Below are 26378 nucleotides of genomic sequence, written 5' to 3'. Positions count from 1 at the left end.
GAAAGCCGGCCGCGCAGACAGGGGAGGTCGCCAGATGCCTTTGAGCATGACGAAGGAAGTCTTCATCACCTGCGCGGTGACGGGATCAGGGGGGACACAGGAGCGCAGTCCGCATGTGCCGCGCTCTCCCAAAGCCATCGCGGAGAGCGCCATCGCGGCGGCCAAGGCGGGGGCGGCCATCGTACATTGCCATGTGCGCGACCCCGAGAGCGGGGCGCCGAGCCGAAAGCTAGAATATTATCGGGAGGTTACGGATCGTATCCGCGCGGCTGACGTCGATGTGGTTTTGAACCTGACGGCGGGTATGGGCGGCGACATGGTCTTTGGCGACCCGGAACAGCCATTGCCGCTGAACGCGGCGGGCACCGATATGATCGGGGCCAGCGCGCGGGTGGCGCATGTGGCGGAATGCCTGCCGGAGATCTGCACGCTCGATTGCGGCACGATGAATTTCGCGGAGGCCGATTACGTGATGACCAACACGCCCGGGATGTTGACGGCCATGGGGCGGAAAATGACTGAGCTCGGGGTGAAGCCGGAAATCGAGGCATTTGACACCGGTCATCTGTGGTATGCCAAGCAACTGGTGTCCGATGGGGTGCTGGAGGCGCCCGCGCTGGTGCAGCTCTGCATGGGGGTGCCCTGGGGCGCGCCCAATGATCTCAACACCTTCATGGCGATGGTGAACAACGTGCCGGACGACTGGACGTTTTCGGCCTTTTCATTGGGGCGCGACCAGATGGCCTATGTGGCGGCGGCGGTGCTGGCAGGGGGCCACGTGCGGGTCGGGCTGGAAGACAACCTCTGGCTGGGAAAAGGGGAGCTTGCCGAGAACTGGCAGCTCGTCGAGCGCGCCTCTAGCATCATAGAGAACATGGGCGCGCGGGTCATCGGACCGGCGCAGGTGCGTGAGAAACTGGGGCTGCAAAAACGGGCCCTCGGCACATGATGACGGGCGTCGGTTTGCGTGTCGGTATCACGTCGGTATTGCGTCGGTATTGCGTCGGTGCGCGGCGCACGCTGCGGGCGCGGTTTGTTTACCTTTGTGCGGCAGGCTTGGTGGCGTGCGCCCCGGCGCCTGAGACCGGGTTTCGGGACAGCTCGGTGCCGATCGCGGCCACGACCAGGTTTTCGCCCGAGGCCTTTTCGGGGACCTGGCAGGTCATCGAGGCCTATCCCACGCCGCTCTTTCCCGGCTGCGGCGATCAGCGGTGGGAGGCGCGCCTTGCCGATGCGGCTCCGCAACTGGTGGTGCGGTGCGGCGCGCAGGTGAGGGCGGCGACACCTGTCGAGGTTGATCCGCGCGGGCGGCTGCAGCTGGTCAGCCCAGATCTCGATCTGCCGGATCGTGCGCTCTGGGTTTTGTGGATGGATGAGGACGCCCGCACGGCGGTGATCGGGACACCCTCCGGCGAGATGGGCTGGATCTTGAACCGAAGCGCGGATCTGCGCGCCGACCGTCGCGTGGCGGCGCGCGAGATCATGGCGTTCAACGGCTACGACATCACCGGGTTGCAGGAGATCGGACCATGACGACGGGGGCTGTGATTGGTGGCGGTGTGATCGGCGGCGGCTGGGCCGCGCGGTTTCTGCTGAACGGCTGGGATGTGCAGGTTTTCGATCCGGACCCGGAGGCCGTGCGCAAGATCGGCATTGTGATCGACAACGCTCGGCGGTCGCTGCCGGGGCTGCTGGACGTGGCGCTGCCCGCGGAGGGACGATTGCGGTTCTGTGACAGCATCGCCGAGGCGGTAGACGGGGCACGCTGGGTGCAGGAGAGCGTGCCGGAGCGGTTGGAGATCAAGCATCGGACGCTGACCGAGATCCAGGATGGCTGCGTGCCTGAGGCGGTGATCGGGTCGTCGACCTCCGGGTTCAAACCGTCACAGCTGCAGGACGGCGCGGCGCGCCCTGGCCAGATCATGGTCTGCCATCCGTTCAACCCGGTCTATCTGCTGCCGCTGGTGGAGGTGGTGACAACGCCGGCCAATCCGCCCCGGATCGTCGCGGAGGCGAGCGACGTTTTGCGGGGGCTCGGGATGTACCCGCTGCATCTGGCCAGGGAGATCGATGCCCATGTGGCGGATCGCTTGCTGGAGGCGGTCTGGCGGGAGGCGCTTTGGTTGGTCAAGGACGGGATCGCCACGACCGAAGAGCTCGACGACGCCATCCGCTACGGGTTCGGCCTGCGCTGGGCGCAGATGGGGCTGTTCGAGACCTATCGTGTGGCGGGGGGCGAGGCGGGCATGAAGCACTTCATGGCGCAGTTCGGGCCCGCGCTGAAATGGCCCTGGACGCGGCTGATGGACGTGCCGGAGTTCACCGAGGAGCTGGTGGATCTGATCGCCGGGCAATCGGATGCGCAGTCCGGGCAGTATGACATCAGGGAGCTGGAGCGGATCCGCGATGCCAATCTGGTGGCGATGCTGCGCGCGCTGAAGGCCCGGGACTGGGGGGCGGGGGCGCTGCTCGCCGGTCAGGAGCGGGCCTTGCGGGCCGGGCATGAGCTGGGCCAGCGCGCAGCCGACGTGCAGGACCCGGCGGCGCCTGTGCTGACCGTGCGCCGGGCCGTCCCGCTCGACTGGACGGACTACAACGGGCACATGAACGAGGCGAAGTATCTGCAGGCCTTCGGGGATGCGACCGACCGCTTCATGGAGCTGATCGGCTGCGATGCGGCTTATATCGCCTCGGGCGGCAGCTACTTCACGGCGGAGACGCATATCCGGCATCTGGACGAAGCGCATGTCGGGACCGTGATCGAGGTGCGGACGCGCGTTCTGGGGGGCGGGGGCAAGAAGATGCACCTGTGGCACGAGATGCGCGACGGCGATCGCCTTCTGGCGACCGGCGAGCATTTTCTGCTGCACGTGAGCCTGGACACGCGGCGGCCATCGGAGGCACATCCGGAGATTGACGCGGCGCTGCGGCGCTTTGCCGAGGCGCAGTCGGATATGCCGCGGCCCGAGGGGGCAGGGCGCGCCGTCGGGGCGCCGCGCTAGGGGCGACCAAAGGTGGCCTGAAAGCCCACCTGACCTGCCTGCTCTGGCGGTCGGGACCGGCAGGTGGGGTGGGCTTTCAGGCCACCCCTTGGCGCGGAAGCTAGGCGCCCCGGAGCCGCAGAAACAGCGACTCCTCGTCGTTGTTCTTGAAGAAGGGGACGCTCGCGGGCGCCGCGGTGTCTTGTACGCGGGCTTCGATCTCCGAGAGCACGACTTCGGTGATGAAGGGCATGTCAAAGCGGCGCGCCTCGCGCAGGGGGACCCATTGCAGATGGGACAGCTCATCGCTGGCGGCGGAGAAGTCGTCCGGATCACTGGCGAGATCGGCGGCATCGACCAGAAAGAACCGCGCGTCGAACCGCCGGGGCCGCCCCGGAGGCGTCAGGGCGCGGAAGACGAACTGCAGCTTGGCGGCAGTGGGCACATGGCCGGTCGCGGCGAAGCTCTGCCAGTCCGCAGGCACCGGCCCCGCCCAGGGGGCGGGCGCGCCGAGCACGAGGCCTGTCTCTTCCCAGAGCTCGCGGATGGCTGCGACGGCCAGGGCGTCCGCGAGATCTTCCGGTGCGTCGTCGGTCAGCCGCGCGGCACAGGGCGCGGGTACCGGGTGCGCCAGCGGCACGGTCTTGTCCGTGGCGTCCACTGCACCGCCCGGGAAGACGAATTTGTTCGGCATGAAGGCGGCGTTGGCGCCGCGCTGACCCATCAGGATGCGCGGGGTCGTCTGGCGGTCGCGCAGCACGATAACGGTGGCGGCATTGCGGATGGCGGTCTTATCCGGACTGGCGTCGGCCATGGCGGCCCTCTCGATGCTTTGGCGCACCCGCTCGCTCAGGCGGATGTGGCAAACCCGCCCATTCTGCGCGCCCATTGGTAGCCGACGATGGCTCCCTTCAGTCGGGGCAGAAGATAAAGCGACAGGCCCACGCAGCCAACCGCAAAAATCGTGAACAGCGTCAGCGGATCGGGGCGCCAGGTCACGAAGACCAGATGCAGAAGCGGAGCCATAAGGTGGCCCACAATCAGGATCGTGAGATATGCCGGGCCGTCGTCGGCGCGGTGATGGTGCAGGTCTTCTCTGCAGACCGGGCAACTGTCGTTCACTTTCAGATAGGAGCGCAGCAGCGGCCCACTGCCGCAATTGGGGCATTTGCGGCGCCAGCCACGCAACATCGACCGTTTGGTGTCGCGGTCTCGCGCATCCGCCAGATCGCCCGGAGCGGACAGATCCGCGCGCCCGTGAGTCGTCTCAACCATGTCGCACTCCTTTCCCAAGGCTCTCTAATGCGCCCATATCCCGCCAAATGAAAGATGCGCCGCTGTCGCTGCGGCGGGATGTCGCGAAATGTTGCGCAAAAAGACGGCGACGGAATGTGGCGGACGCTGCGTAGAAGAGATGTCCGGCCCCGAAATGGTGGGATGCAAATGGACAGAACACGCAGGAGTATCACGATGAAAAACACTGGTTTTATGGCACTGATCGCCGTCATGGCTGTCACGGTTGCGGCGGGTGCGGCCCTAGCACGCGGCGATGGCCCGGGCGCACCGATTTCGTTTGGCGCGCTTGATCTGGACGGAGACGGCCGCATCACACTTGAGGAAATGCGCATGCGCGGCGCGGAGCGCTTTGACCGCGCCGACACCGATGGCGACGGCGCGCTGACGCTGGAGGAGGTGCAGGCGGCGGCTGCGACACGGGCGCAGGAGCGGTCGGCGCGCATGTTCGAGCGGATGGATGCCAACGCCGATGGCCGCCTGTCTCCAGATGAGACGGCACCCGCGGAGCGTGCCGAGCGTCGCTTCAGCCGGGTCGATGCGGATGGCGATGGCGCGATCACCGAGGCCGAGTTCGACGCCGCGCGCGAGAAGATGCGCGGGCCGCGCAGACATCGCGGGCCAGCGGACTGATCCCATAGGAGACCGAAGCGGCGGCGCGTCTTGATTGCCGCGCCGCCGCCTTCTAACCATGCTCGGGATGACGATGCCGCCGGACGCAGATCCTTCAGGTTCCGACGACGCGCTCTTGCGGCTCTATGCTCAGGGCGACGCGACGGCTGCGCGGCGGCTGAGCGCACGCCTGCTGCCGCGGGTCTATGCCCATGCCACGCGGCTTCTGGGGGATGCGATGGAGGCTGAGGATGTGGCGCAGGAAGCCATGTTGCGGCTGTGGCGGACCGCACCGGAGTGGCGGCCGGGCGAGGCGAAGGTGACCACCTGGCTCTACCGGGTGACGGCGAACCTGTGCATTGACCGGCTGCGCAAGCGGCGCGGGGTGGGGCTGGACGAGATCGCGGAGCCTGCCGATCCGCAGCCCGGGGTGGCACAGCAGATGCAGGACCGCAGCCGCCATGAGGCGCTGCAGGCGGCGCTCGCGACCTTGCCGGAGCGCCAGAGGCAGGCGGTGGTGCTGCGCCATATCGAGGGGTTGTCGAACCCCGAGATCGCGCAGGTGATGGAGATCAGCCCGCGCGCGGTGGAAAGCCTGACCGCGCGGGGCAAACGAGCGTTGACGGCACTTCTCGCCGGACGGCGCGCAGATTTGGGATATGACGATGAAAAAGCCGGATAGAGACACGGGCGGCGACGCGCTGGAGGCGTTTTTCGAGGCAGCCCGGGCGGCTCCGCCCCAGGTGCCCAAGGCGTTGATGGCACGGGTGCTCGAGGATGCGCAGGAGGCACAGGCGCCGGTCCGGGTGCCGATCTGGACGCGGCTGGGGGAGGTGCTCGGCGGCTGGCAGGGGCTGAGCGGTCTGGCCGCGGCGACCTGCGCCGGGCTCTGGATCGGGTGGAGCCCGCCTCAGGCGCTGCCCGATGCGGGCGCGCTGATCTTCGGATATGGCAGCACGGAGCTGTTGAGCAACACGGCGGAACTGACCAGCTTTGGCTGGGACCTGGAGGAAGGCTGAGAGATGCAGGAAACGAACCCGAGCCGTCGGCCGATGTCGCGGCGGATCAAGATCCTTCTGGGCGTTTCACTGGCGCTGAACCTTGCGGTGGTGGGCCTGATCGGCGGTGCTGTGCTGCGCCACGGGGATGGCAAGGGGATGGGCCCGCGCAGCACGGGCTTCGGTGCCTATGGGCTGCCCTATATGATGGCGCTGCCGCGCGAGGACCGGCGTCAGATCGGGCGCGTTATCCGGTCCGGTGCGGATCTGCCCGACCGTAGTGCGCGGCGCGCGCTCTACCGCGATGTGCTCAGTGCCCTGCGGGCGACGCCCTTCGATGCCGGGGTGCTTGCAGCGGCGGCGGCGCGTCAGGCGGAGACGACGATTGCGGTGCAGAAGACAGCGCAGGCGGCCTGGCTCGACGTGGTGGCGGGCATGAGTGATGCAGAGCGCAGCGCCTACGCGGATGCCGTGGAAGACGTGTTGCGCCGGGGGCCGAAGGGGCCGCGCAGGTGAGCGTCAGGCCGCCGGGCGGTTCAGGTTGACCTGGTTGCGGCCCTGCATCTTCGCTGCATAGAGCGCCTTGTCCGCGGCATCGAGCAGCAGGTTGGCGTCCTGCGGTGCCTCGCCGTCGTGCGGCTTGCGGATGCCGCCGATGGTCACGCCGATGGAGACGGTCACCTTGATGGGATCGTCCGCGCCCGGCACGATGAACCCGCGTCCGCCGATCTTGCGACAGAGCCGGCTGGCTGCGACCCGCGCTTCGGAGAGCGGGGTGGCGGGCATGACGATCAGGAACTCCTCCCCGCCGATCCGCGCAATCAGATCGACGCCGCGCAGGTTGTCGCGCAGGCGTCTTGCCGTTTCCACCAGCACCGCATCGCCCGACGCGTGGCCGTAAAGATCGTTGATCTGCTTGAAGTGATCCAGATCAGCCACCATCACGGCAAAGCTGCGCCCGGTTGCGGCGGAATGTTCGGCCACGCGGCTCAGGTGCGGCATGGCATAGCGGCGGTTGTGCAGCCCCGTGAGCGGGTCGCACACGGCGGCCTGCAGCCCGGTGCGCACGGTGGCGCGCAGCTGGTCGGCGATGCGCTTGCGGCGCAGCATCGCCTTGACCCGCAAGGTCATCTCCGCCACCTCGAAGCCGTCGGTCATCAGGTCGTCGGCGCCCAGATCGAGCGCATAGGCACCGAGCCCGGGGTCGGGGCGGGCCTGCACCACGAGGATGCCGGCGTGGCGGGTGATGGCGGTGGCGCGGATCGCGGCCAGCAGGCGCAGCACGTCGCTGGTGCTGTTGTCCTCTTCCGACAGCGTCAGGATGAACACATCCGGCACCTTGCCGGGCGCAAGGTCGCGCAGCGCGGTGTCGGGTGAGGCGAAGCTGAGGCTCGTGCGCAGGTGCGGGCGCAGTTGTGACATCCAGTTGTGCGCATTGGGCGCGTCGGCGCCCACCAGAACCGCCCGCCCGGGTGGTCCGAAATCCAAGGTATCCTCGGCGAAGCCAAGGGCGCGTGAGGTGTCGTCTCGCATCTGCCATTCCGCTGCTGAATTGTGGGCACGGATCAGGCTGCGCACCCGTGCCAGGAGAAGGGTGTCGTCGATCGGCTTGAGCATCACGTCCTGCACGCCCGCTTCCAGCGCCTTGAGCCGTGTATCGGCATTGGGCCGGCAACCGACCACCATGAGCGGGATCGCCCGGGTCTGTGGATTGTGGTCGAGGCGGCGGCAGAGCTCGGCCGCGTCGCAGTCCGGCAGGGCCATGGCCGAGATGATCAGATCGGGGCCGTGGCGGAGGGCTGCGACGCAGGCCTCGTCGGCGGTGGAGGCCTGGATGACTTCGTAGAAGGCCGAGGCAAGTTTAACTTTTAACACGATGCGATTTGTAGAAATCGCGTCCACAATGAGTATTTTTCCTTGCACGCCTGTCGCGTCCTCTCAGGGTTGCTGATCGTCCGTCGACATTGCGCCGAATTTGGTTAACAAAGCGTTTCGAATATCGGGCAATCTTTGGGCAGGCGCGCATGTACACGCAAGAAACCGCCGAGGTTCTGGGGCTTCGGATTTTGGGTTGGCTGGCGGCTGATGAGGCGCTGTTGCCGGTCTTTCTGGGCGCGACCGGCGCCAGCGAGGCCGATCTGCGGGCCGGGGCGACGGACCCGGTGTTTCTGGCCTCGGTGCTGGACTTTCTGATGATGGATGACGCCTGGGTGGTGCGGGCCTGCGACGCGCTCCGCGTTGCCTACGATGCGCCGATGCAGGCCCGCCAGGCTTTGCCCGGAGGCGCGCAGGTGAACTGGACATGAGACCTGTGCGCGGGGTGCTCTTCGACAAGGACGGCACCTTGTTCGACTTTGCCGCCACCCGGGAGGCCTGGGCCGCGGCGTTTCTGGACCGGCTGGCCCGCGACAGGAGCCATGCGGCGCAGCTGGGCGCGGAGATTGGCTTTGATCTTGCCGCGCGGCGATTTCAGCCGGGCAGTGTCGTGGTGGCCGGAACGCCGGGCGAGATCGCGCAGGCGCTGCTGCCACATCTGCCCGGCCAGTCGTTTCGCGGCCTGATGCAGGTGATGAACGCGGAAGCCGCACAGGCCCAACAGGTGGAGGCGGTGCCGCTGGTCCCCTTTCTCAGCGGTCTGCGGCGGGAGGGGTTGCGGCTGGGTGTGGCCACCAACGATGCCGAAGCGCCGGCCCGGGCGCATCTCGACCGAGCTGAGGTGACGCATCTCTTTGATTTCATTGCCGGGTTTGACAGCGGGCATGGGGGTAAACCGGCGCCGGGGCAGCTCCTGGCCTTTGCCGGGGCGGTGGATCTGCCGGTGGCCGAGATCGTGATGGTGGGCGACAGCACCCATGATCTGCAGGCGGGGCGCGCGGCGGGGATGCGCTGTGTCGGCGTGCTGACCGGGCTGGCGGGTCGAGACGAGCTGGCTCCGCTCGCCGATGCCGTTTTCGATGACATTTCCGCTTTGCCCGCGTGGGTCGCCGGTCAGGCCTTGGGCTGACCGGCGACCCACGCCCGTTCCTCCCAGCCGCATAAAAACGACTGAATCCGTCGCGAACAAGACGGCTGTCGCGCTACCGCTTGCGCCTTATGGGGTGAGCCTGCGAGGAGAACGGCGCCATGGTCACGACAGCATCCAAACGCAGAGGGCGCAGCGGCGGGCGCGCCGGTGCCGCCACCCGGCGCGGCACCGCGGTGATCGAGCAGATGCCCTGGACCCCCCCGGTGAACACGGATCGCCCCACCGAACCGCTGTCGCCCGAGGGGGTGGCCGCGATTCACGATGGGGCCATGCGCATTCTCGAAGAGATCGGTGTGGAGTTCCTCAACCCAGAGGCGGTGCAGATCCTGCGCAAGGCGGGATGCACGGTGCAGGATGAAAATGTGCGCATGGGGCGCGAGTTCGTCATGGAGTGGGTGGGTAAGGCGCCCTCCGAGTTCACGCTGACTCCCCGCAACCCGGCGCGCCGGATCACCGTGGGCGGACGCAGCCTGCTCTTCGGCAACGTCTCTTCTCCGCCCAATTACTGGGATATGGAGCGCGGCACCAAGGTGCCCGGCACCCGCGAGATGTGCCGCAACCTGCTGAAACTCACGCAATACTTCAACTGCATCCATTTCGCGGGCGGCTATCCGGTGGAGCCGGTGGATCTGCACGCCAGCGTGCGGCACCTGGATGTGCTCTTCGACAAGCTGACACTCACCGACAAGGTCATGCACGCCTATTCGCTGGGTAAGGAGCGTGTCGAGGACGTGATGGAGATGGTCCGGATCGCGGGTGGGTTGTCACATGAAGACTTCGACGCAACCCCCAGAATGTACACGAATATCAACTCGACGTCTCCGCTGAAGCATGACTTTCCGATGCTGGATGGCTGGATGCGGTTGGCGCGCCGTGGACAGGGGCTGGTGGTCACCCCCTTCACGCTGGCCGGTGCCATGGCCCCGGTGACGATGGCCGGTGCTGTGGCGCAGTCGCTGGCCGAGGCGCTCTGCGCGGTGGTGCTTGCCCAGATCATCCGTCCGGGGTGCCCGGTGGTCATCGGAACATTTACCTCCAACGTTGACATGAAATCCGGGGCGCCCGCCTTCGGGACGCCCGAATACATGCGGGCGACCCAGATGACCGGGCAGATGGCGCGGTTCTACGGTCTGCCGATGCGCTCCAGCGGTGTCTGTGCCGCGAATGTCCCGGACGGGCAGGCGATGTGGGAGACCTCCAACAGCCTCTGGGCGGCGGTACAATCGGGCTCCAACATGGTCTATCACGCAGCGGGCTGGCTGGAGGGCGGGCTGATCGCGAGCCCTGAAAAGTTCATCATGGATTGCGAGGTCCTGCAGCAAATTCAACGGTATATGGATCCTTCTCTGGTCGCGACCGGGCCCGATGAGATCGCGCTGGAGGCGATCAAATCGGTCGGCAACGCGGGGCACTTCTTTGGCATTCAGCACACGCAGGACCGCTACACCACCGCCTTCTATCAGCCGTTCCTGAGCGATTGGCGCAACTATGAAGGATGGGAGGTCGCGGGCGCGGTCTGGACGCCGGAGCGTGCGCATCTGATGTTCAAGGAGATCGTCGCCAGTTTCGAGCCGCCGCCGATGGATATCGCGATCCGCGACGAACTTGCGGATTTCGTGGCGCGGCGGAAGGCGGAAGGCGGCGCGCCGACGGATTTCTGAGCGGAAATCGCCTTGAAACCTCTGTGATCCCCGTCCGCGTTGGGTATTTCTTAACCGATGCACTCCATTCTCCGACCGTCAGATCGGAATGAGGCGGCCATGCACGGGCTTATAAACAGGGCGATACAGCGGTTCGTTGTCGACAGCTATGGCGCGCCGCAATGGGCCGCTGTGGCCCGGCGCGCGGATCTCGGCTTTGTCGAGTTCGAGGCCATGTGGACCTATGATGACGCGATCACGCCGCGTGTGCTGGCGGCGGTCAGCGATATTCTCGACCGCCCCTACGACGAGCTGATGGAGGATATCGGAACCTATCTGGTCTCGCATCCCAATCTGGAGGCGTTGCGCAGGCTGTTGCGCTTTGGCGGCGTGACGTTCGTCGAATTTCTGCACTCGCTGGATGATCTGCCGGATCGGGCGCGTCTGGCGGTGGCCGATCTGACCCTGCCGCGGCTGGAGCTGCGGGAGCATGGCCCGCATCAGTACAGCCTGACCTGCGTTGGCGATATTCCGGGCTGTGGCCATCTGTTTACCGGGGTGTTGCGGGCGATGGCTGACGACTATGGCGCGCTGGTGTTTCTCGAGCACAGGGGCGAGGCCGATGGGGTCGAAACGGTGTCGATCGCGCTGCTTGAGGCCGACTACGCAGAAGGCCGCGGGTTCGAACTGGGCGCGCAGGCGTCATGATCGGCGCACCGCGGAGCCATGAGATGTTGAGCGTGCTCTGTCCGATGCATGTGGTTCTCTGTCCGGATGGGCTGATCACCTCGGCCGGACCCACGACACAGAAGCTCTCGCGCCAGCAGCCGGTTGTGGGCCGCCCCTTTCTCGATGTCTTCGAGATCAAGCGCCCGCGTGAGATCACGACCCTGGAGGGTCTGCGCGAGGCGGCGGCGATGAAGCTGCATTTGCAGCTGCGCGAACCGCCCCATCGCGAGCTGAAGGGGGTGCTGATGGAAGGCCCGGACGAGGGCCAGATGATTGTGAATCTGTCCTTCGGCATTTCGGTTGTGGATGCGGTGCAGGATTACAAGCTGACGGCGGCGGATTTTGCCCCGACGGATTTGGCCATCGAGATGCTCTATCTGGTGGAGGCGAAATCGGCGGCAATGGAGGCGTCGCGCCAGCTCAATCGCCGTTTGCAGGGGGCGCGCGTGGCGGCGGAAGAGCAGGCGCTGACCGACACGCTCACCGGGCTGCGCAATCGCCGCGGCATGGACAGCATCCTGAGCGATTTGATCGCCGACGGCGAGAATTTCGCGCTGATGCACATGGATCTCGACTACTTCAAGGCGGTCAACGATACGATGGGCCACGCAGCGGGCGACTATGTACTGCAGCAGGTGGCGAGCATCATGCTCAAAGAGGTGCGCAGCCACGACACCGTGGCGCGGGTCGGGGGCGATGAGTTCGTCTTGCTGCTCCGTGATGTGGAAGAGCCTGCGGTGATCGACCAGATCGCCACGCGGATCATCGAGCGGATCCGCGAACCGATCCTGTTCGAAGGCGAGCGCTGCAAGGTTTCGGGCAGCGCCGGCACGACCCTGTCACGCAACTATGAAGTGGCGACGGCGGATCAGCTGCTGGGCGATGCCGACGTGGCGCTCTACGAATCAAAGCACCGTGGGCGGGGACGGCACACGTTCTTTTCCGAAGAGCTGCGGGCGCGGTCGGAGGCGGCCAAGATCCCGCTTCCCCGAGCGCAGGCACCGCAGATGTGAGAGCGTGGCGCGGCCTCGGGCACGTGTTTGGGATTTCTGGGGACGGTTGTCCGATTGGACTGCGGTTGGTGAAACGGCGCGGCCAAAACAGAGACGACTCCAGAATGAACCGACGCCGGGCGGCGGGTATGGCGTGGATGCGCAGGACGCGCCCTCTGTGCAGGCGTTTCAACGGCTCAAGCGGCTGGGCTTGTCGCCCTGGCCGGCAAATGACATCTCGCCGGGACAGCTGCCGCGCGGGTGCCCATCGGATGTCGGAGCCGGGTGTCCAGTGTTGCGGGCGACCATTTGCAGCATCTTCGGGACCCGCTGCACCGCTTCGGAGGCCGGGCACGCGGGCATGGCAGGTGTTTTGCGTCGACCCGGACGGCCTCCGTTGACCGCAGCGTTGGATCGGTACAAACGCGCTCCATACCCTGACGAAGCTAGGTCTGGAAGGCGAACCCACTCTCCTCGGCCAGATAGGCTTCGAAGAAGTCCGTGAAGGTTGCCACCAGGGGAGGCAGCGCCTCGTAGGGCGGGTAGTAGAGCGACAGCCAAAGCGACGGCAGATCCCAGTCCGGAAGGACCGCTTCGACCTCTCCGCTCCTTAAGCCATCCGCCACGTGGAACTCCGGCAAGACAACGATGCCTACGCCCCGCCGGGCCAGACGATAGAGCAGATCGCCGTTGTTGGAGTGAATGGCGTGTCCCGCGGTGACCGCCCGTTTCACACCGCCCTTCTGAAAGCGCCAGACTTCGCCGTCCATGGTCTCACCATAGGAGAGACACAGGCGTCGCTCCAGATCGTCCGGCGTATCCGGTCGTGGAACGCGCGCGAAGAGGGACGGCGCGGCGACCGCGCGCATCGGAACTTCGCAGAGCTTCCGCCAGATGGTGGACTTGTCGGTTGGCGGCTCCGATACGCGGATGGCCAGATCGCAGGCCTCGGAGACGATATCGACGAGCCGGTCCGTGAGGCGGATGGTCAGGTCGATGTTCGGATATGCCAGCTGAAAGCTGTCGATCAGGCCCGGCATCAGCCGGAGGCCAAAGGCCATCGGTGCGTTGATGGACAGACGCCCGCGGTGCGGCTGCATCTCCCGGTCCAGTTCGGCCCTCACCTGATCGAACGCCTCGACAAGGGGCTGATAGCGTGCGGCCACCAGCGCGCCGGTGGATGTCAGGGAGACCTGTCGGGTGGTCCGGAGCAGCAGTTGTTGACCAAGCTCCTCTTCGAGTTTGGCGACGATGCGCGTTGCGGACGCAGGGGTCATCGCAAGCGACCTGGCGGCGGCGGCAAAGCTTTGCAGGCGCGCCACCGCGAGGAACACCCGGATTGGTTTGAGATCTTGCTGCATTCTGATTATTATCAGAGATCGGCATAGTGAATGCAAATTTGATGCTGTAGTTTTTTGGAATATTCCCCCCCACCTTTGCCTCGACGAGTTGCAAAGGGTAGAAACGCATCATGAAAAATCTCATCAAAGGTCTGCACCACGTCACGTCGATGGCGGCTGATGCGACCGAAAACAACAACTTCTTCACCCGGACCCTTGGGCTGCGCCGGGTCAAGAAGACCGTGAATTTCGACGCGCCCGAGGTCTATCACCTCTACTATGGGGATGAGGTGGGCACGCCGGGGTCGGTCATGACCTATTTTCCCTTTGGGGGGATGCCCGGCGGGACCCGCGGGGCTGGCGAGGTTGGCGTGACCGAATTTGCAGTGCCGACAGGCGCGCTTGGCTTCTGGAAGGATCATCTTGCAGCGCAGGGTGTGTCCGGCCTGAAAGACAGCGCGTTTCTGGGAGAGGCCAGACTGGAGTTTGATGGCCCGGATGGCGACGGCTTTGCGCTTGTCGAGGCCGAGCCTGACGGTCGGGCGTCCTGGACCGGTGGCGGGATTGGCGCAGGTGAAGGCGTGCTCGGGTTTCACGGAGCCCGGTTTCGGCTAGCGGATGCGGCGGCCACGGGCGAGCTGTTGACCTTCATGGGATATCAGAAGGAAGAGACCGAGGGATCGGTGACGCGGTATCGGATCGAGGGCGGAAACGCGGCGCGCACCCTTGATCTCGAAGAGGTGCCCGACGCGAGGCAGGCGACCCAGGGGGCCGGTTCCGTTCATCACATTGCTTTCGCCGTCGAGGACCGAGCAGCGCAGCTGGAGGTCCGCAAGGCGCTCATGGCGACCGGCTATCAGGTCACGCCCGTGATCGACCGGGATTACTTCTGGGCGATTTATTTCCGCACCCCCGGGGGTGTGCTGTTCGAGATTGCCACCAATGAGCCCGGCTTTGACCGCGATGAGGATACGGCGCATTTGGGTGAGGCCCTGATGCTGCCGGATCGCTACCGGCCCTATCGCGCGCAGATCGAACGACGACTGCCAGAGCTTGCATGAGGAGGGTGCCGCATGACTGCAGAGGCATACCACGCGTTGACCAAGGCCCCCGCGGGGCGCGGGCCGCTTGTCTTCGCCTTCCACGGCACCGGTGGGGATGAGGCTCAATTCTTCGATCTCGCACAGGAGCTGGTTCCGGGCGGCGGTGTCGTATCGCCGCGCGGGGATATCCTGGAGAGGGGGGCGTCGCGCTTCTTTCGCCGCACCGGTGAAGGGGTCTACGACATGCAGGACCTCGCACGCGCCACGGCGAAAATGGCGGGCTATGTGGACGGCTGGACGCGCCGCTATCCGTACCGGGAGGTTTATGGCTTCGGCTATTCCAACGGGGCCAACATCCTGGCGGCTGTGATGATGAAGCGTCCCGATCTGTTTGATCGGGTGGGGCTGCTGCATCCTCTGATCCCGTGGAGCCCCGCTCCCGCGCCGGGGCTTCGGGCTCGCAAGCTGTTGATCACTGCCGGCCGGCGCGACCCGATTTGCCCCTGGCCGATGACAGAGCGGCTGGTGACCTGGTCAAGGGCTCAGGGCGCGGAGGTGACAACGTCGGTTCACAACGGTGGACACGAGTTGCGCCGAGAGGAGCTTGTGGCACTTTCCGCCTTGCTCACGCGGACGGACGGCGATGAAGGGCGGGCGCTGTATGGAGAATCCGGAGGTGTTGGCGCCTCAGCGGAGCCACTTGTGCGTCCTTGATCATCAGTGGCAGCTGGCGTCTGACATGCTGCGGGGTTCAGGGGCGCCGCGGTGAAGGGGCCTTCCCGATGGGGGGACTATTTCCGACCACCTGGTGCGGGGCGAAGGGATTGGCGGCGGCGCCCTCCGATCCGCTGTCGAGTTGCGGGTGACGCGCTACAAGACGAGGCTCAGGAGCAGCGGCAGCGTGACGATCGACAGAAGCGTCGACACAACCACCAACCCGGCGACGGCCTGCGCATCCGCACCATATTTTTCCGCAATCAGGTAACTCGTGACAGCCGCGGGCGCCGCGAGTTGCAGCACCAGAATGCCGAAGGCGACGGGCGGCAGGTCAAACCAGCGCCCAAGCACCCACCCGATGCTGGCGCAGAGGGAGATTTTGGCCAGCGCCACCCACAGCGACCGACCGACGTTCTGGGGCGCCAGCCGCCCGACGGCCACCCCGAGGGTGATCAGCATCAGCGGTATAGCCATTTGGCCCAGCAGAGACAGCGTATTGGTGAGGACCAGCGGGGTCTGCCAGTCCTGCCAGAGAAACAGCGCCCCCAGCAGGGTGGCCGCAACCATTGGCTCCTTGAACATCGTGAGGGGCGAGTTGGTCCGGGCCACGGTCCAGACCCCGAAGGTGAAGGCGAAGATGGAGGAGATGGCGAAGACCACCACCGCATAACCGAGCCCTTCGTCCCCATAGGCGAAGAGCGCGAGCGGCAGGCCGATGTTGCCGGTGTTGCCCATCATGACCGGCGCCAGATAGGTCCGCAGATCGAGCCCGGTCAGGCGCAGGAGGACCCAGGCGCCGAAGGCTGCGCAGGTATAGCCGACGACGGCGGCGAGGCTGATCTTGGAGAGCGAGTCGGCAGGAATTTCCGTCTCCATCAGCGCGACGAAGATCAGAGCCGGAATCGCCAGGGTCATGGACAGCCGCGTGACGAACTGCACCCGGTATTCAAAGCCGAGGCGCACCCAGAGAAAACCCATGCCCACCAGCAGAAACACCGGGGCCGTGATCTCGATGACTTTCAGGGCAAGGTCCAAAAGGCGGGTCTCTTCTCAGGCGGGGGAGAGCGATGGCGTGACGGGTGCGCGCTCAGTCGATTTCAATGGTTTGGCGCAGCTGGCCGGTGACGCGGTCGAAAATCAGGATCTGGTTTGCATCCGTGGTCACGGCGTACCAGTCGGGCCCTTGCGTGAAGCTGATGGCCGCGGCTCCGCCCGGTACTGCGATACTGTCGGGCAAATCGGGTGGTGGTGCGTTGAAACGCATGACAATCAGCGCGATGATCAGTATGACACCGCCTATCATCGTGGCGGTCAGCACCGTCACCAGTCGACGCAGAAACCGCAGGTTGGCGGGCTCTTGAGGCGCTGTGTCCGAATTCATTTCAGGGTTGTCCATGCCGTCTCGCCACATTCACTTCACCATCGACGCCGCACCGCCGCCGCGTCTTGATAAGGCGCTTGCGCGGGATGTGCCAGAGGAGGCCGCGCTGTCGCGGACCCGGCTGGCGCGTCTGATCACCTCGGGCGCGGTCCTCGTGGATGGGGTGGCACAGGTCGATCCCAAGGCCCGCGTCGCGGCCGGGGCGGGCGTTACGATCACCGTTGAGGAGGCGCAGGAGAGCCATATCCTGCCCGAAGCCATCCCATTGGAGATCGTGCACGAGGACGCAGATGTCATTGTTGTGAACAAGCCTGCGGGGATGGTGGTGCATCCCGCGCCCGGGACGCCCTCCGGCACATTGGTCAACGCGCTGCTGGCGCACTGTGGGGCGGAGCTGTCGGGCGTCGGTGGCACCAAACGGCCGGGGATCGTGCATCGGATCGACAAGGACACCTCGGGGCTGCTTGTTGTCGCCAAATCGGATGCAGCCCATCACGGCCTTGCCGCGCAGTTCGAAGCGCATACCGTGGAGCGCTATTATCAGGCCCTGGTCCATGGGGTTCCGGACGGCAATGACCCCCGGTTGCGCGGCGTGAAGGGCACGCGTTTCGAGCCGGGCAATATCCTCAAGATCACCACCCAGCTGGCGCGCCACAGGACCGACCGCCAGCGTCAGGCCGTCGTGTTTCAGGGCGGACGCCATGCGGTCACCCGCGCCCGCAACGTTGCCTCTTTTGGCGACCCGCCCACCCTGGCGCTGATGGAATGCTGGCTGGAAACCGGCCGCACCCATCAGATCCGGGTGCACCTGGCACATGCCGGCCACGGGCTGGTGGGCGATCCGACCTATGGCGGCAAGCGCAAGCTGCCGGTCCGGGCGTTCAGCGAGACCGCCGCAGGTGCGATCACCCGTTTCTCGCGCCAGGCGCTGCACGCCGCCGTTCTGGGCTTCGTGCACCCGCTGACGGGGGCGAAACTGCGGTTCGAAGCGCCCTTGCCGGCGGATATGACGGACCTTCTGGCCGCGCTGCGGGCCTGACTGACATATTTCGCAAGCCTGCGTGAGCGCACAGTCACGTGAAGTGTTAACGCGGGCGCTTTGTGTCAGTCTTTCATTAATCAGGACGCGATACTGTTTCCGTTAACATTTTTGGAAGAGGTGGCTTGAACTGATCGGTTCAGACACCATATTTCATGTTAAGCCTGTAAACATTGGGAGGCTCCCATGGCAAACTATGCAAATCTACCGGCCCCGACGCCGGAAGGCGGATTGAACCGCTACATGCAGGAAATTCGCAAATTCCCGCTGCTCGAGCCAGAAGAAGAGTATATGCTGGCCAAGCGCTGGGTCGAAGAGCAGGACACCGAGGCCGCCCACAAGATGGTCACCTCGCACCTGCGCCTCGCGGCCAAGATCGCGATGGGATATCGCGGCTATGGTCTGCCCCAGGCCGAGGTGATTTCCGAGGCCAATGTGGGTCTGATGCAGGCGGTCAAGCGCTTTGACCCCGAGAAGGGATTCCGGCTTGCCACATATGCGATGTGGTGGATCCGGGCGTCGATCCAGGAGTACATCCTGCGGAGCTGGAGCCTGGTCAAGCTTGGCACGACCTCCGGCCAGAAGAAGCTGTTCTTCAATCTGCGCAAGGCCAAGAGCCGCATCGGCGCGCTGGAGGAAGGCGATCTGCGCCCCGAAAACGTGACCCGGATCGCGACCGATCTGGGCGTGACCGAGGATGAGGTGATTTCCATGAACCGGCGGATGTCGGGTGGGGACGCGTCGCTCAACGCCACCGTGGGTTCGGAAACCGAAGGGGCCATGCAGTGGCAGGATTGGCTCGAGGATGAAGATGCGGATCAGGCTGGCGATTATGAGGCGCGCAACGAGCTTGAAGCGCGTCGCGAGTTGCTGGGCGAGGCGATGAGTGTCCTGAACGACCGCGAGAAGGACATCCTCACGCAACGGCGCCTGTCGGACAAGACCGTGACGCTTGAGGACCTCAGCGCCGAATATGACGTCAGCCGCGAGCGCATTCGTCAGATCGAGGTGCGGGCTTTTGAGAAGCTGCAGAAGAAGATGCGCGAATTGGCGCGTGAGAAGGGCATGCTGACCAGCGCCTGATCGCAAATGCACGCGGGCACGCCTGGGAAAAGCTGTCCGCGCCTAGCTTTCCATCTGCCGCCCAAGCTCAGCCTTGCCTGAGCCTGGGCGGTGTGCCTTTGCATATAACCTGTCCCGCTTTGCTGGATTGAAGAGCAAGAATAGGGTACCATCCACGTCGGGCCTGTCCTGTCCCGGGTTTGCGCGCCGCCAATTGTTCCGGTGTGCGCTGAAGCGACCCCGCGATGCAGGTCCCGCTGATGGCGCTGTTTCATCGCGCGGTCATGTAAGTTTTTATTGAAGTTCTTTGAGCAAGACATTGATTTAGGAGATTAAAATGAAATACGGCCCCTATCTTGCGATATTCGTCGTGGCGGCGGTTGCGGCTTATGCCGCGGCAATCGGCTTTGGCAGCATGTCTTTCGAGGACGGCCTCGCGGAGCGGGTGGTGACCCATTTGCTGGCCCTCACTTTTTTCGCTTTGCTGATCGAGCGGGCCGTCGAGGTCATCGTGAACAACAAATTCATGAAGCGCGAATTGGATGTCGATGCCGAGGTCGTCAAGCTCCGGCGCAAATGCGCGATCCTGCAGTCCGCATTGGATATGGAGCTGCAACAGCCCGTCCCGGCAATGACCGATCAGGCGGCGCTGGCCGCGGCAAACGATGCCAAGAACGCCACCATAAAGCGCCTGCGCGATCAGATCAGAGCGGCCAAGAAAGACAAGATCGAGGCCGATCAGGTGGCGATGCCACAGCGTGAGGAGCTGGGCACCGAGAAGGCCGCCTTTGCTGCGACAACGGCCACCGTTCTGGGCGGGCTGGTGGCGCTGACGGGCACCACCGTGCTGTCTGAATTCGTCGATATCACCAGCATTTCGGCGGCGAACAAATTCCTTGGCCTTTTTGATCAAGCGCAATTCTTTGTCGCCGTGGATGTGCTCTTTACGGCGCTTATTCTTGCGGGCGGGTCAGACGGCATTCACCAGATCGTCAAAGGATTCCTCTCGGCGAAAGACGACATGGTCCTGACCTGACGGCGGGAGGGTCTAGCCCTCCATCGCCTCCAACTTGTCGATGAAGCCCGAGATCATGCTCAGGCCCTTGTCCCAGAAGGCCGGGTCAGAGGCATCGAGCCCGAAGGGCGCCAGAAGCTCCTTGTGATGTTTTGAGCCGCCGGCCTTCAGCATGTCGAAGTATTTCTCTTCGAAGCCCGCGTCGCCCTCGGCGTAGACCGCGTAGAGCGCGTTCACCAGACCGTCTCCGAACGCGTAGGCGTAGACATAGAAGGGCGAGTGCACGAAGTGGGGGATATAGGCCCAGAAGGTCTCGTATCCGTCCATGAACTCGAAGGCCGGGCCGAGGCTTTCGGCCTGCACGGACATCCACAGCGCGTTGATGTCATCGGGCGTCAGCTCGCCGCCGCGCCGCGCCGCGTGCAATTTGCATTCGAAGTCGTAAAACGCGATCTGGCGCACAACCGTGTTGATCATGTCCTCGACCTTGCCGGCCAGCAGCACCTTGCGCTGCGCCGCGTCGGTTGCGCCGTCGAGCATCTTGCGGAAGGTGAGCATTTCTCCGAAGACGCTCGCCGTTTCCGCCAGCGTGAGCGGCGTTGAGGAGAGCATCTCGCCCTGTTCCGCGGCCAGCACCTGGTGCACGCCATGGCCGAGCTCATGCGCGAGGGTCATCACATCGCGCGGCTTGCCGAGGTAGTTCAGCATGACGTAGGGGTGCACATTGGTCACGGTGGGGTGCGCAAAGGCGCCGGGCGCCTTGCCCGGTTTCACACCCGCATCGATCCAGCCTTTGCGAAAGAACGGCTCGGCGATTTCCGACATGCGCGGGTCAAAGGCGCTGTAGGCGTCCATCACGGTTTTCTCGGCCTCGTCCCAGCCCACGATGCGGGTGTCTTCCATGGGCAGCGGCGCGTTGCGGTCCCAGACCTGCATCTTGTCGAGCCCGAGCCACTTGCGCTTGAGCTCATAGTAGCGGTGGCTGAGCTTGGGGTAGGCTTCGACCACGGCGTTGCGCAGCGCCTCGACCACCTCGGGCTCCACCTGGTTGCTCAAGTGGCGGCCGAGCTGCGGGCTTTCCATGCCACGCCAGCGGTCCACGATTTCCTTTTCCTTGGCCTGGGTGTTGTGCACCCGGGCGAAGGTCTTGATGTTGGCCGCAAACACGGTGGCCAGTTCGCGCGCCGCCGCTTCGCGCTGGGCGCGGTCGGGGTCGGTCAAGAGGTTCAGCGTGCCTTCGATGTTGAGCGTCTCGCCGTCGACGTCGAACTCCAGCCCGGCGATGGTCTCGTCAAAGAGCCGCTCCCAGGCGTCACCGACGACGCCCAGGTCGTGCAGGAATTTCTCCAGCTCGTCGCTGAGCTGATAGGGCTTCATGGCGCGGATACGGTCGAAGACGGGCTTGTAGCGCGCCAGATCGGCGTTTTGCGTGTAGAGCGTGTCCAGATGGTCATCCGCCAGCCGGTTGATTTCCAGCGTGAAGAACACCAGCGGCGTGGTGAAATTGGTGATCTTCTCCTGCAGGTCCGACATGAACTTGGCCCGGCCCGCATCCGTCGTCAGCTGGTAGTAGCGCAGCCCGGCGAAGGACATGATCCGCCCGGCGACCTGATTGATCTTTTCGTTGCGCAGCACGCAGTCCAGAAAGCCGGGCGCGTCCAGATCCGCGAGCTTGCCTTCATAGTCCGTGGCAAAGCTGGCGCAGGCCTGCTCCAGCCAGTCCAGATCGCGCTTGAGTTCGGTCGCGTCTTCGCCGCTGTAGAGATCGCTCAGGTCCCATTCGGGCAGATCCCCCAGAGGGTTTGAGGCGCCTGAGGCATTTGCGTCGTAAAGCGGGCGGTTGAACATCGTGGTCTCCTGATCCATCTGGCGCGCGGTCGCGGCATTGGCTTTGCCGTCACCTAGGGCTCTTCTGCTCAGGTAAAACCCTCGCGCAGGCTTCGCAACCGGATGAGGGCACATAATTCTTAGTAAGACGCCGCGAATCCTTTAGACTCAACCGCGTCACACGAATGCGATACCAGAGTATCGCCGGGCGTTTCAGATGGAGGGGATATAAATGCAAAATCAATTGGCCGTTGGAGTGGGAGGGGGCTTGCTGTTTGGCGTTCTGCTCTCGGTGGCGATCAGCGGGACATTGACGGATGGCAAGATTGAACGTGCGGTCGGTCAGGCGGGCGAGACCGCAACGGCGGCCATGAGCGAGGCCACGGGCGCTCTGGAGGCGCGGATCGCCGAGCTGGAGGCAAGCCTCGCTGACAGCGCCTCTGCGACAGCCGCTCAAATGGACGAGAAACTGGCGGCATTGGAAGCGGATGTCTCAAGCCGCATGACCGCGCTGGCCGAGGAGGCCGAGGCACGGGTGGCCGACCTGGCGGCCCTGGCGGACGGGGTCACCTCTGCGCCGGAAAGCGATGCCGCGCCGGCGGAGGGCGGCACGGTCTCGGACATGGCGACCTCCGATGCGCTCGGGGTCGGTGAGACGGCGATCTTTGCGGACGGTGCGGTGCGTGTGTTTGTCTCGGCGGTCGATCAGGACAGCCGGAGCGCACGGCTCAGCGTGAATGGCGCGGCGCGGACCCTGTCTGTCGGCGAGACAGCCGGCGTCACCCTTGAGGGCGCAGACTGTACGGTCGGCCTCGTGGAGGTGACCGAGGCGGGTGCAACCATCGGATCCGATTGCGGCAGCGAGACCGCGGAGGCGGCGCCAGCCGATGTCCCGCCCGCTCCGGAAGAGGGCCACACGCCCGGCACCACGGTGTCTCTGGCGGACGGCGCCCTGCGCGTCTTCGTGTCATCTCTGGCTGCGGATGGCTCTGCCGCGCGCCTCGCGGTGAATGGCATCGACACGGTCACGGTCGCGTCGGGCACGTCGATTGAGGTTGCCGTGGGCGATCAGACCTGCACCGTCATGGTGACGGGCGTCGGCAATGGTATGGTCGGGCTGGACGGCAGCTGTTCATGATCAGCGCGTGGCGCCGGGCACCTGTCCGGCGCCGCCCCGATCGCGGCTCATTTCACCGGTCAAAGCCGAAGAGCGTTGCCGGGTTGTCCACGAGGATTTGCTGACGGGTGCAGGCATCCGGCACGACGCGGTCAAAGGCGTCCAGCAGCTGAGCGGCTTTGGGCATCGCCGCATCGGCGAGCATCAGGTGCGGCCAGTCCGACCCCCAGAGACAGCGCTCTGGATTGGCCGCGATGAGCGCCGCAACGAGAGCATCCGCGGCGCGATAGCGGGCCGGGCACATGCGGTAGAGCGCCGAGAGTTTCACCCAGACCTTGCCGGTGCCCAGGAGGCGGCAGAGCGCCTGGACACCCGGCGCCTCGGGATCCAGCGCAGCGCTCGGCCATCCGATGTGGTCAAAGACAACATCGACGGGCAGCGCACGGACCTCCTCGGCGAGGTCTTGCATGTGCTGATCCGCGTGGCAGAGCATCTGGATGTGCAGCCCGCGTTCGGCAAGTGCCGGGGCCATGGCCTTGGCACCCTCCCAGCTGAGCACGCCGCCGTGCACATAGTTGAGGCGGACGGCGGTCATATTCCACTCCACAAAGCGATCCATCTGCGCGTCGCTGGCGCCATCAGGCAGCAGGCCGACCCCGCGAAAACCCGCACCCAGGCGGCGCACCGCCTCGACGGTCACGGCATTGTCGGTGCCGTAGAGGATCGAATGCACGATCACGCCACGCGAAAAGCCAAGCGTCTCCAGATGCGTGCGGAACATCGCAAGCCAGCCGTCGAGATCCGGACCCGGAGCCGGATTTTCCACGCGCCCGTCCCAAAGCGGAAACTCTTCCCGGCCCGCGACCAGATGCACATGCGCATCACAGGCGCCCTCCGGAGCGCGGTGCGCGGGCGCGTCGGGGGCGGGCGGCATCTGCGCGTCCGGCTTATCCATAGACCCTCAGCATGTCGTTCAGATCCTCCAGCGTATTGGCCTCTTGCAGCGGTTTGTCCTGCCGCCAGCGCGACATACGCGGAAACCGCAGGGCAACGCCAGACTTGTGGCGCGGACTGGCCTGGATGCCTTCGAAGGCGATCTCGAACACGTGGTGCGGCGTGACCTGCCGCACCGGGCCAAAGCGCTGCAGCGTGTTCTTGCGCACCCATTTGGTGATCTCGCGGAATTCGGCGTCGGTGAGGCCGGAGTAGGCCTTGGTGAAGGGGACAAGATCGTTGCCGTTCCAGACCGCGAAGGTGAAATCGGTGAAGAGGTTGGCGCGCCGCCCGTGGCCTGCCTGGGCGTAGATCATCACCGCGTCGACGGTCAGCGGGTCGAGCTTCCATTTCCACCAGTCGCCTTTCTTGCGCCCGATCAGATAGGGGCTGCCCGCGCGCTTGAGCATCACACCTTCGGCGTTTTCGTCCCGCGCGATGCTGCGCATCTCTGCCAGATCGTCCCAGCTCTCGAAGTCGAGCTGCGGTGAGAGGCGCACGGGGGCCTCGGGCGGCAAGTCGGCGCAGGCGCCTTCCAGCAGGGCGCGGCGCTCGGCAAAGGGTGTGTCGCGCAGGTCCGCGCCCTGCCATTCGAGCAGGTCATAGGCATGCAGGACCACGGGAGTCTCGGCCAACAGCTTTTTCGGCACGGTCTTGCGGCCGATCCGGCGTTGCAGCGCATTGAAGCTGGCGGGGCTCTCGGTCTGCGGGTGCCAGACCAGAAGCTCGCCATCCAGCACCGTGCCGGCGGGCAGGAAATCGACGGCACGGGCCAGTTCCGGAAAGCGGTCGGTCATCAGTTCCTCGCCGCGGGACCAGACAAAATGCTGCCCCTCCCGCAGGATCAGCTGGCCACGGATGCCGTCCCATTTCCACTCCGCCCGCCAGTCCTCGGGCGCGCCAAGTGCCTCGGGCCCGTCCTCCAGCGCGTAGGCCAGATAAAACGGGTAAGGGCGCGACGCATCGGCGGAGGCATCTTCGGCCTCGATCAGCGTCTCCCAGCTGGTGTCGTCGGGGTGCCAGTTGCCCATCAGGCGATGCGCCAGTTCCGCCTCGGGTTTGCCGGTGGCCTTGGCGAGCGCGCGGGTCATCAGTTTCTGGCTGACGCCCATGCGAAAGCCACCCGTGATCAGCTTGTTGAAGACGAAGCGCTCGGTGCCTCCGAGCCGGTCCCATGCGTCAAGGACCGCGGCCTTACGGGCAGGTTCATCCACCGCCGCCAAACCGCGCAGTTCGGAGATCCAATGCGAGAGGCCCTCGTCCGATGTCGTCTCCACCGGCGGCAGAACCAGAGCGATTGTCTCGGCCAGATCGCCTACGATCGGATAGCTTTCCTCAAAGAGCCAGAGTGGAATGCCCGCCCGTTCCGCCGCCCATTCCCGCAGCCTGGTGGTGGTGACGGCGCGCTTCGGTCTGCGCCCGGAGAAGAGGGCGATGGTCCAGATCCGGTCGACATCCGGTGCAGCCGCGAAATACTCCGCCAGGGCGGCCACCTTCACCGTGGTCTTGGTGCTCTGGTCGATGGCATTGAAGAGGGCGGCGAAATCTTTCATGCGGCCGGCTCCGCATCGAGCGTTTCGCCTTCGAATCCTGTGGGGACCACCTCGGCAGACCAGCCATTGTCGTTCAGGTAGCGCGCGAAGATATCGGTGTAGCCATGGGTGACGTAGATGTTCTCGGCGCCCGTGGCGGTGATGCAATCGAGCAGGCCCTGCCAATCCGCGTGATCGGAGATGACGAACCCGCGGTCGCCTGCGCGCCGGCGCCGCACCCCGCGCAGCTGCATCCAGCCGCTGGCGAAGGCGGTTTCCTGTGCTCCGAACTTCTTCGTCCAGGCGCTGCCCAGAGCCGAGGGCGGCGCCAGCACAAGCGCGCCTGTGTGGACCTTGGGGTCAAGCTCGGCGGTGGCGGCAATGGTTTCGGGCAGCGCAAGGCCCTGCGCCCGCAGGACCTCATTGGTGTTCTCAACCGCGCTGTGGGTCAGGATTGGCCCGATATCCGTGTCCAGCAGGGTCAGCAGCCGTTGCGCTTTGCCCAGGGCGTAGGCGCCCAGGAAGGCCGTCTTGCCTGCAGCCGCGCAGCCCGCCCACCAGGCGTTGATCTCCTGCGCGACCACGGCCTGCGGCTGCCAGCGGAAGACAGGCAGGCCGAAGGTCGATTCGGTGATGAAGTGATGGCAGCGCTGCGGCTCGAAGGTTTCGGAGAGCCCGTCCGCTTCCGCCTTGTAGTCCCCCGAGGCCACCCAGATTTCCCCCGCGACCTCGACCCTGATCTGGGCCGATCCGGGCACGTGGCCTGCGGGGTGAAAGGAGACGGTGGCGTCGCCGATCGTCAGCGGCTCACCGAATGCGATGCCTTGCGCGGAGATGTCTCCGAGCCGGTGGCGCATGACCGGCAGCGCGGCGTGCGTTGCCATGTAGCTCTTGTGCCCGTAGCGCGCGTGGTCGGCATGGCCGTGGGTGATCAGCGCGCGCTCCACCGGGCGCCACGGGTCGATGTAGAAATCGCCCGCGGCACAATAGATGCCACGGTCGGTGAAGGTCAGGGCGGGGCTCATGGCAGGCAACTTAGACG

28 protein-coding genes are annotated in these 26378 nt (G+C 65.3%); 18 read left to right on the top strand and 10 right to left on the bottom strand.

All coding sequences use genetic code 11. The features are described from left to right. The first annotated feature begins 34 nt into the window (after nt 1-34). The 3 genes from Q1A71_RS17015 to Q1A71_RS17005 are packed head-to-tail and all read left to right on the top strand — an operon-like array spanning nt 35 to nt 3002. Nucleotides 35-949 carry a 3-keto-5-aminohexanoate cleavage protein gene (locus tag Q1A71_RS17015; RefSeq protein ID WP_299679011.1) on the top strand — a complete coding sequence of 305 codons (915 nt, stop codon included), beginning with the start codon at nt 35-37 and terminating at the stop codon, nt 947-949. Continuing rightward, nucleotides 946-1533: a lipocalin family protein gene (locus tag Q1A71_RS17010; RefSeq protein ID WP_299679008.1), complete on the top strand. Its 588-nt coding sequence runs from the start codon at nt 946-948 to the stop codon at nt 1531-1533. The genes Q1A71_RS17015 and Q1A71_RS17010 overlap by 4 nt, the downstream gene beginning before the upstream one ends. Then, nucleotides 1530-3002 (top strand): carnitine 3-dehydrogenase, encoded by a 1473-nt coding sequence (locus Q1A71_RS17005; protein WP_299679005.1) that lies wholly within the window; start codon nt 1530-1532, stop codon nt 3000-3002. The genes Q1A71_RS17010 and Q1A71_RS17005 overlap by 4 nt, the downstream gene beginning before the upstream one ends. Before the next feature lie 100 nt (nt 3003-3102). Here the strand turns inward: Q1A71_RS17005 and Q1A71_RS17000 are convergent, their stop codons facing one another. Continuing rightward, entirely contained in the window at nt 3103-3795 is a 693-nt protein-coding gene (locus Q1A71_RS17000) for an NUDIX hydrolase (protein ID WP_299679002.1), read from the bottom strand. A gap of 35 nt (nt 3796-3830) precedes the next feature. Beyond that, nucleotides 3831-4172 carry a DUF983 domain-containing protein gene (locus Q1A71_RS16995; protein ID WP_299679145.1) on the bottom strand — a complete coding sequence of 114 codons (342 nt, stop codon included), beginning with the start codon at nt 4170-4172 and terminating at the stop codon, nt 3831-3833. 279 nt (nt 4173-4451) lie between these two features. Here Q1A71_RS16995 and Q1A71_RS16990 point away from each other — a divergent pair, with 279 nt between their 5' ends. From Q1A71_RS16990 to Q1A71_RS16975, 4 genes are all read left to right on the top strand, one after another. Next, nucleotides 4452-4907 carry a calcium-binding protein gene (locus tag Q1A71_RS16990; protein WP_299678999.1) on the top strand — a complete coding sequence of 152 codons (456 nt, stop codon included), beginning with the start codon at nt 4452-4454 and terminating at the stop codon, nt 4905-4907. 67 nt (nt 4908-4974) lie between these two features. Next, entirely contained in the window at nt 4975-5568 is a 594-nt protein-coding gene (locus Q1A71_RS16985) for an RNA polymerase sigma factor (protein WP_299678996.1), read from the top strand. Next, complete coding sequence (locus Q1A71_RS16980; RefSeq protein WP_299678993.1) at nt 5552-5905, top strand: hypothetical protein; 354 nt, start codon at nt 5552-5554, stop codon at nt 5903-5905. The genes Q1A71_RS16985 and Q1A71_RS16980 overlap by 17 nt, the downstream gene beginning before the upstream one ends. A gap of 3 nt (nt 5906-5908) precedes the next feature. Beyond that, nucleotides 5909-6400: a periplasmic heavy metal sensor gene (locus Q1A71_RS16975; protein WP_299678991.1), complete on the top strand. Its 492-nt coding sequence runs from the start codon at nt 5909-5911 to the stop codon at nt 6398-6400. A 3-nt stretch (nt 6401-6403) separates the two neighbouring features. On the opposite strand, the gene Q1A71_RS16970 is transcribed toward Q1A71_RS16975, so the two are convergent. After that, entirely contained in the window at nt 6404-7786 is a 1383-nt protein-coding gene (locus Q1A71_RS16970) for a diguanylate cyclase (protein ID WP_299679142.1), read from the bottom strand. Between the two features lie 122 nt (nt 7787-7908). Between Q1A71_RS16970 and Q1A71_RS16965 the strand changes: the two genes are divergently transcribed. The 5 genes from Q1A71_RS16965 to Q1A71_RS16945 all read left to right on the top strand — a co-directional run bounded on the left by Q1A71_RS16965 (nt 7909) and on the right by Q1A71_RS16945 (nt 12291). Next, nucleotides 7909-8190, top strand: a complete 282-nt coding sequence (locus Q1A71_RS16965; RefSeq protein WP_299678989.1) for a DUF3572 domain-containing protein — start codon at nt 7909-7911, stop codon at nt 8188-8190. Beyond that, nucleotides 8187-8888: an HAD family hydrolase gene (locus Q1A71_RS16960; RefSeq protein ID WP_299678986.1), complete on the top strand. Its 702-nt coding sequence runs from the start codon at nt 8187-8189 to the stop codon at nt 8886-8888. The genes Q1A71_RS16965 and Q1A71_RS16960 overlap by 4 nt, the downstream gene beginning before the upstream one ends. A 119-nt stretch (nt 8889-9007) precedes the next feature. Then, nucleotides 9008-10570, top strand: coding sequence for a trimethylamine methyltransferase family protein (locus tag Q1A71_RS16955; protein ID WP_299678983.1), 1563 nt, complete (start codon nt 9008-9010; stop codon nt 10568-10570). 99 nt (nt 10571-10669) lie between these two features. Next, complete coding sequence (locus Q1A71_RS16950; RefSeq protein ID WP_299678980.1) at nt 10670-11257, top strand: heme NO-binding domain-containing protein; 588 nt, start codon at nt 10670-10672, stop codon at nt 11255-11257. Next, entirely contained in the window at nt 11254-12291 is a 1038-nt protein-coding gene (locus Q1A71_RS16945) for a diguanylate cyclase (RefSeq protein ID WP_299678977.1), read from the top strand. The genes Q1A71_RS16950 and Q1A71_RS16945 overlap by 4 nt, the downstream gene beginning before the upstream one ends. A gap of 425 nt (nt 12292-12716) precedes the next feature. Here the strand turns inward: Q1A71_RS16945 and Q1A71_RS16940 are convergent, their stop codons facing one another. Next, complete coding sequence (locus tag Q1A71_RS16940) at nt 12717-13631, bottom strand: LysR family transcriptional regulator (RefSeq protein ID WP_299678974.1); 915 nt, start codon at nt 13629-13631, stop codon at nt 12717-12719. Nucleotides 13632-13741: 110 nt separating this feature from the next. Between Q1A71_RS16940 and Q1A71_RS16935 the strand changes: the two genes are divergently transcribed. Both Q1A71_RS16935 and Q1A71_RS16930 read left to right on the top strand, forming a co-directional pair. Next, nucleotides 13742-14671 (top strand): VOC family protein, encoded by a 930-nt coding sequence (locus Q1A71_RS16935; protein ID WP_299678971.1) that lies wholly within the window; start codon nt 13742-13744, stop codon nt 14669-14671. A gap of 12 nt (nt 14672-14683) precedes the next feature. Further along, nucleotides 14684-15367, top strand: coding sequence for an alpha/beta hydrolase (locus tag Q1A71_RS16930; RefSeq protein WP_299678968.1), 684 nt, complete (start codon nt 14684-14686; stop codon nt 15365-15367). A gap of 156 nt (nt 15368-15523) precedes the next feature. Here the strand turns inward: Q1A71_RS16930 and Q1A71_RS16925 are convergent, their stop codons facing one another. Together Q1A71_RS16925 and Q1A71_RS16920 are read right to left on the bottom strand one after the other, a co-directional pair. Then, nucleotides 15524-16405, bottom strand: coding sequence for an AEC family transporter (locus Q1A71_RS16925; RefSeq protein WP_299678965.1), 882 nt, complete (start codon nt 16403-16405; stop codon nt 15524-15526). Nucleotides 16406-16457: 52 nt separating this feature from the next. Continuing rightward, entirely contained in the window at nt 16458-16751 is a 294-nt protein-coding gene (locus Q1A71_RS16920) for a DUF6476 family protein (protein WP_299678962.1), read from the bottom strand. Between the two features lie 13 nt (nt 16752-16764). Between Q1A71_RS16920 and Q1A71_RS16915 the strand changes: the two genes are divergently transcribed. The 3 genes from Q1A71_RS16915 to Q1A71_RS16905 all read left to right on the top strand — a co-directional run bounded on the left by Q1A71_RS16915 (nt 16765) and on the right by Q1A71_RS16905 (nt 19888). Further along, on the top strand, nt 16765-17790 hold the full coding sequence (locus tag Q1A71_RS16915; RefSeq protein WP_299678959.1) for an RluA family pseudouridine synthase: 1026 nt from the start codon (nt 16765-16767) through the stop codon (nt 17788-17790). A 186-nt stretch (nt 17791-17976) separates the two neighbouring features. Next, complete coding sequence (gene rpoH, locus Q1A71_RS16910; RefSeq protein WP_299678956.1) at nt 17977-18873, top strand: RNA polymerase sigma factor RpoH; 897 nt, start codon at nt 17977-17979, stop codon at nt 18871-18873. 316 nt (nt 18874-19189) lie between these two features. After that, a complete protein-coding gene (locus Q1A71_RS16905) occupies nt 19190-19888 on the top strand; it encodes a hypothetical protein (RefSeq protein WP_299678953.1) in 699 nt (232 codons plus the stop codon). A gap of 12 nt (nt 19889-19900) precedes the next feature. Here the strand turns inward: Q1A71_RS16905 and Q1A71_RS16900 are convergent, their stop codons facing one another. After that, nucleotides 19901-21715, bottom strand: coding sequence for a M3 family oligoendopeptidase (locus Q1A71_RS16900; RefSeq protein ID WP_299678950.1), 1815 nt, complete (start codon nt 21713-21715; stop codon nt 19901-19903). A gap of 211 nt (nt 21716-21926) precedes the next feature. Between Q1A71_RS16900 and Q1A71_RS16895 the strand changes: the two genes are divergently transcribed. After that, entirely contained in the window at nt 21927-22832 is a 906-nt protein-coding gene (locus Q1A71_RS16895) for an ABC transporter C-terminal domain-containing protein (RefSeq protein WP_299678947.1), read from the top strand. 52 nt (nt 22833-22884) lie between these two features. On the opposite strand, the gene Q1A71_RS16890 is transcribed toward Q1A71_RS16895, so the two are convergent. Genes Q1A71_RS16890 through Q1A71_RS16880 form a run of 3 tightly spaced genes read right to left on the bottom strand, consistent with a single transcriptional unit; the run spans nt 22885 to nt 26361 of the window. Then, entirely contained in the window at nt 22885-23766 is an 882-nt protein-coding gene (locus Q1A71_RS16890; protein WP_299678944.1) for an amidohydrolase family protein, read from the bottom strand. Beyond that, nucleotides 23759-25357 (bottom strand): ATP-dependent DNA ligase, encoded by a 1599-nt coding sequence (locus Q1A71_RS16885; protein ID WP_299678941.1) that lies wholly within the window; start codon nt 25355-25357, stop codon nt 23759-23761. The genes Q1A71_RS16890 and Q1A71_RS16885 overlap by 8 nt, the downstream gene beginning before the upstream one ends. Continuing rightward, entirely contained in the window at nt 25354-26361 is a 1008-nt protein-coding gene (locus Q1A71_RS16880; protein ID WP_299678938.1) for a ligase-associated DNA damage response exonuclease, read from the bottom strand. The genes Q1A71_RS16885 and Q1A71_RS16880 overlap by 4 nt, the downstream gene beginning before the upstream one ends. Nucleotides 26362-26378 lie beyond the last annotated feature (17 nt).

Source organism: uncultured Roseobacter sp. (assembly GCF_947493125.1).
GTDB lineage: Bacteria > Pseudomonadota > Alphaproteobacteria > Rhodobacterales > Rhodobacteraceae > Roseobacter.
The sequence above is the reverse complement of the archived record's forward strand: the minus strand, read 5'-3'. Positions and strand labels throughout refer to the sequence as shown.